We start from the raw sequence: 3055 nt of genomic DNA on the forward strand, positions 1-3055 counted from the left end.
GCAGCAGGCGCTCCGCCTTTGCCTGCCGGAACCACTTCCGGAACATGTCCTCGGTGTCCATCATCTCGGTGAAGCCGGCGCGGTTGATCTTCACGGTGGACACGATCGACGGTGGGCCGGACTCGGTCTGACCGTAGCGCATGCTGTAGTCGGCGTATTGGAACGAGAGGCCGACGAAGTCGGCGAGGCCGGGCGAGACGAGATTGCGCTTGTGCCGGATCGCGTCCCAGGGTTCGGCCCAATCGGCCGAGGCTTTCGCCAGCGACAGCGGCACGGCCTTGCCGGGCTTCATCTCGAGCGCGTCCGCGACCGCGGGCCAGATGTTCTCCCAGGTGAAGACGTCGCCATTGGTGACGTTGAAGGCTTCGTTTTGAGCCACCTTGGCCTCGCCTGACCAGGCGATTGCGCGGGCGAGGAGATCGACGTCGACGGCCTGCGACACCCGCGGGGCGCCGCCAGGATAATCGAGCGGTCGCCCCTGCTCGCGCAGCATCGCAGCGTAGACGCCCAGCGGCGGGATCAGGTCCATGGCGCCGCCCATGGCGAGCCCGACGATCAGCACCGGGCGCAGAATGGTCCAATGCCACGCCTTGCCGGCTTGGAGTTTGCGCAGGAAATCTTCCTGCGCCCAGTAGAAATTCGGCTGCTCGTACATTTCGGAGCGGCCTTCGCGTGCCGGCACCGTCAGCGGGCGGACGTGGACCCCGTAGGCCTTCGTGCCCTGCAGCAGCGCGACGTGCCTGAGCTCCGGCGCGGCCGGCTCGAGCACGCCCATCAGATTGCGCAGCATCTGATCGTTGATCCTGATCTGCTGCGCGTCGCGCCAGCCGTCGACGAGTTGCGGCGCCTCGTAGAGCGCGGCGTAAACCAGATGGGTGGCGCCGTTCAGCTCCGCCGCCGCACGGCGGCAATCGGCGTCGCTGGTGAGATCGACCGGCACGTGGCGCGCACCATGAAGATCGCGCGGCTTGCGCCGCGACAACGCCACAACCTCGCAGCGATCGGACGCGCAGAAGTGTCGCAACGCAGCGTTGCCGACCAGACCGGTTGCGCCGGCGACCACGACCTTCTTGCCAGCCATGTACGGTGTCCCCTTCTCGTTGCCCAATCCGCTAGCAGGTTGCGGACGGGGCCGACTTGCGTCTGGCCGGCGTTCGCACTTGCGAGCAGGCCATGAGGCTTGATTATCGCAGGACGACCGGTCATCCTCGCCGGCGGAACCGCAACGATCGGACTTCCAACAAAAAGAGCCCGTCAGGGCCGTTCGGAAACGCTAGCAAGCCTCAAGCAAACAACATCGAGCCTCGGCGAAGACAAGACGACAGCAAGATCGTTCCCCGGGTCGAAGCATCGGCACAATGGAGGGTACGCATGAAACGTCGTGAATTTCTCAAGGTAACGGGCGCAGGCCTTGCTGCAAGCGCAGCGGTTGCTTCGCCGGCTGTCGCGCAGTCTATGCCAGAGGTGAAATGGCGGCTGGCGGCGAGCTGGCCGAAATCGCTGGATACGCTCTACGGCGGCTGCGAGTATTTCTGCAAGCGAGTCGCGGAGATCACCGACAACAAATTCCAGATCCAGCCCTTCGCAGCCGGCGAAATCGTCCCGGGCCTTCAAGTGCTCGACGCGGTGTCGAACGGCACGGTCGAGATGGGCAATACCGCGCTCTACTATTACTGGGGCAAGAATCCGGCCTTCACCTTCGGGACATCGCTGCCCTTCGGCCTCAATACGCGCCAGCATATTTCCTGGCTGATATGGGGCGGCGGTCAGGAGATGCTGAACGATCTGCTGAAGGAGCACAAGGCGATCGGCGTCCCCACGGGCTCGACCGGAGCCCAGATGGGCGGCTGGTTCCGCAAGGAGATCAAGACTGTCGATGATCTCAAGGGCCTGAAATTCCGCGTCGGCGGTTTCGCCGGCACCATCATCTCCAAGCTGGGCGGCGTGCCGCAACAGATCGCGGCCGGCGACATCTATCCCGCGCTGGAGAAGGGCACGATCGACGCCGCCGAGTGGGTTGGACCGTATGACGACGAGAAGCTCGGCTTCGTCAAGGTCGCGAAGTACTATTATTATCCCGGCTGGTGGGAAGGCACCGGTCAAGGCCACAACATCATGAACCTCGAGAAGTGGAACGCGCTGCCGAAGTACTACCAGGCCGCCATCAGCACGGCATCGCTGGACACCTTCACCTGGGTGACGGGCAAGTACGATGCGGTGAACCCGCCCGCGCTGAAGCGGCTGATGGCATCAGGCGCGATCCTGAAGCCGTTCCCGCAGGAAGTGCTCGAAGCCTGCTATGGCGCAGCCAACGAGATCTACGCCGATCTCGCCAAGAGCAACCCGCATTTCGGCAAGATGTATGCGAGCCTCACTGCCTTCCGCAGCGAGTCACTCGCGTGGATGCAGGTGGCCGAGCTCAGCTTCGACACCTTCATGATGCGGATGCGGACGAGGACGTAGCCCCATCGAGCGACGAAACGACGAAAGCCCCGGAGATGTCTCCGGGGCTTTCTTGTTTGAGGGCAGAATGCTCGTGCCCCGGACGCAGCGCAGCATCGTCTGGCGGTGCGCTGCAGAGCCGGGGCCATGCTAGAATTCGCGGCTCTCTGGGTTCCGGCTCTGCGCAGCAGCGTTACACGCTGCAGCGCATCCGGGACACGAAGATCGACGTCCTCAATTCTCGTCATCACCGAGCGCCGCAATCAGCTTGTCGTAATACCGGGCGACGAGATCGATGTTGCTCTTGTGCTCGACCTCGAGCGCCGGCGTCTTCAGCGCCTCATTGAGCTCATCGAGCGCTTCCTTTTTGTCCTTGGCGGGCATTTTCTTGTCGGCCTGGATCTGCGCGATCTGCGCCTTGATGACGGCTTCCGGGCCGACATATTTCTTGGTCGCGGGATCGAATCCGCCGAGCACGAGGCTGATGTTGTCGATGACGTTTTCGTAGTCGTCGTAGCTGGCAAAGCCGTGCTTCCTGGCGATCTCCTCGACCTGCGCCCCCGTGGGTCGGTCAAAATCCCCCGGGTATGGTCACTTGAAACTCCCCCACCTG

General features: G+C 63.4%; 2 protein-coding genes and 1 pseudogene. 1 reads left to right on the forward strand and 2 read right to left on the reverse strand.

The window, feature by feature from the left end; genetic code table 11:
• On the reverse strand, positions 1–1081 hold a 1081-nt coding region (locus JHD07_RS29320; RefSeq protein ID WP_291628493.1), incomplete at its 3' end, for an NAD-dependent epimerase/dehydratase family protein.
• A 290-nt stretch (positions 1082–1371) separates the two neighbouring features.
• On the opposite strand from JHD07_RS29320, the gene JHD07_RS29325 reads away from it, so the two are divergent.
• Entirely contained in the window at positions 1372–2463 is a 1092-nt protein-coding gene (locus tag JHD07_RS29325; protein ID WP_291628495.1) for an ABC transporter substrate-binding protein, read from the forward strand.
• 213 nt (positions 2464–2676) lie between these two features.
• Here the strand turns inward: JHD07_RS29325 and JHD07_RS29330 are convergent.
• Positions 2677–3000, reverse strand: a pseudogene (locus tag JHD07_RS29330) (hypothetical protein); the annotation flags it as partial.
• Positions 3001–3055: the final 55 nt, after the last annotated feature.

Source organism: Bradyrhizobium sp. (genome assembly GCF_016462955.1).
Taxonomy (GTDB): Bacteria; Pseudomonadota; Alphaproteobacteria; order Rhizobiales; family Xanthobacteraceae; genus Bradyrhizobium.

Coding starts and splice junctions, on each gene's coding strand:
- JHD07_RS29325 (WP_291628495.1), top strand. CDS start 1,372: ATGAAACGTCGTGAATTTCTCAAGGTAACGGGCGCAGGCCTTGCTGCA.